Source organism: Facilibium subflavum, assembly GCF_003574485.1.
Taxonomy (GTDB): Bacteria; Pseudomonadota; Gammaproteobacteria; order Francisellales; family Francisellaceae; genus Facilibium; species Facilibium subflavum.
Genome location: NZ_QLIT01000253.1, coordinates 1 through 1641, shown reverse-complemented (window position 1 = coordinate 1641; position 1641 = coordinate 1). Strand labels below are relative to the sequence as shown.

The window sequence follows — 1641 nt, the reverse complement described above, 5'->3', positions numbered from 1 at the left end:
AATAAACGCAAAGATTCCATATTTTTGCAGTGTATCCTCTTTACCGTCATTAAAAATTCATAAATCTTTTCCCAAGCATTTTCATTTATGTGATAATGCATTTTGCAATCCTTTGTTGTTTTTCTCAAATATATTTCAAACCAAGGATTGCAACCTTGCAAATCATTTTTTAATTAAATCAACTTAATTTCACATCTTGTAGTTTTTTTGGTTCACAGAACCTAGTAAAAAAACAGCGATTATTTTGTCCATAATGGTCTCCAAAAGATTTGATAAAAACACCAAACAGAATACTTTACTGTATAGGAAGCAAACAAATCTATGTCAAGGCAATGGATAAGAAATAATCTTATTTAATCGATTAATAGATAACGTATTTAAACTTCAAATCATCCAGGTATATTTGATAGAGTCTGGTGCGATCTTTTATAAGATTCTTTTTAGATTGTTTTATTAAAAAGTCATTTTTCACCCCTATATTTAATGCTGGATGTTGCATTGCCACATCAATATTATAAAGACTCAATACATATTCAATCATATAATGCCAAGCATCTTTAATACTATAAACAGAATGCCCTGAACTAATAGACAAGCTAATGCTTTCAGGTTTTTTTATAAATGACGACAAGGCAGCCAAAAACGCCTTGGAATGCTTTTGATAAACTTCCGCTGAGAGCGCTTGCACATACTGGCTTGTTATATGCTGCAAGGCAGGTTTTGATATATATGTATTGCTATAAGGCAACAATGCTTCAATTAACGCTATATTCTGGTATTGTACTGTTGCACTATCAAAATAGACTGCATTTTCCAGATTGACATCGCAGGCTTGACACCATAAGCCTAAATCAAATAATATCGGTTTTAAATAAACAGGGTGATCAATATGAAAATTCACCGTCACCCAACCAAAAGCCAGATCACCCAGTTGGTATTCTGCAACAATCGTTTTCTGCTTTTGTGCACTTTGCGTATGAATAGACAGCAATGCTTCAATTGATTGTGTTGATTTAGCCGATAAAAGTGTGTTGATTGAAAAGGCATTCATAAAAAAGGACTGTAAGTTTATTGAAGGTTTCAATGTAGAAGCAAGCTGAAAGTTTTCAAAATATGCCTGGTTGAAAAGTACTGATGCAACAGCGCTAAAAGTGTTATAGTCAGGCTGATTCGCAAGAAATTTTTTGAATGCAAACATATCAGCATCCACGATATCCACAGAAGCCTTCAGGTGCTGCTTTTTTGGTCCTGAAAGTGTCAACTGGAATTCTAGTTTATTTGCAACTTCATAAAGTGCAAGCTTATAATGCGTGTTTTTATACGCCTTGGGAAAGTCATTAAAATTTAAAAAGTATAATAACTTGCAATACACTGGGGTATCAAGTGTTACAGGGCACTGTTGCTTAAGTATGAATAAATCCTGGTATAAGTTGCCCTGTGTATGCCACAGGACCTTACCTACAGTAGCTGATTTTGCGTAAGATATGGCAAAAGAAAACATAAATAAGCCAATACATAACCGATATAAGATATGATAATATCGCTTACCACATCGATACAGCACAACCAAACGCTCTACTATTACTTTTTTATGCATCATATTAGAGGAATTACTTTCTATCTAACGTGAGTTCGACATAA

General features: G+C 33.6%; 1 protein-coding gene. It reads right to left on the bottom strand.

Annotation, left to right across the window (positions count from 1 at the left end; translation table 11 throughout):
• Positions 1-361 precede the first annotated feature (361 nt).
• Positions 362-1600, bottom strand: coding sequence for a hypothetical protein (locus tag DNK84_RS12645; RefSeq protein ID WP_119344844.1), 1239 nt, complete (start codon positions 1598-1600; stop codon positions 362-364).
• Positions 1601-1641 lie beyond the last annotated feature (41 nt).

Coding starts and splice junctions, on each gene's coding strand:
- DNK84_RS12645 (WP_119344844.1), bottom strand. CDS start 1,600: ATGATGCATAAAAAAGTAATAGTAGAGCGTTTGGTTGTGCTGTATCGA.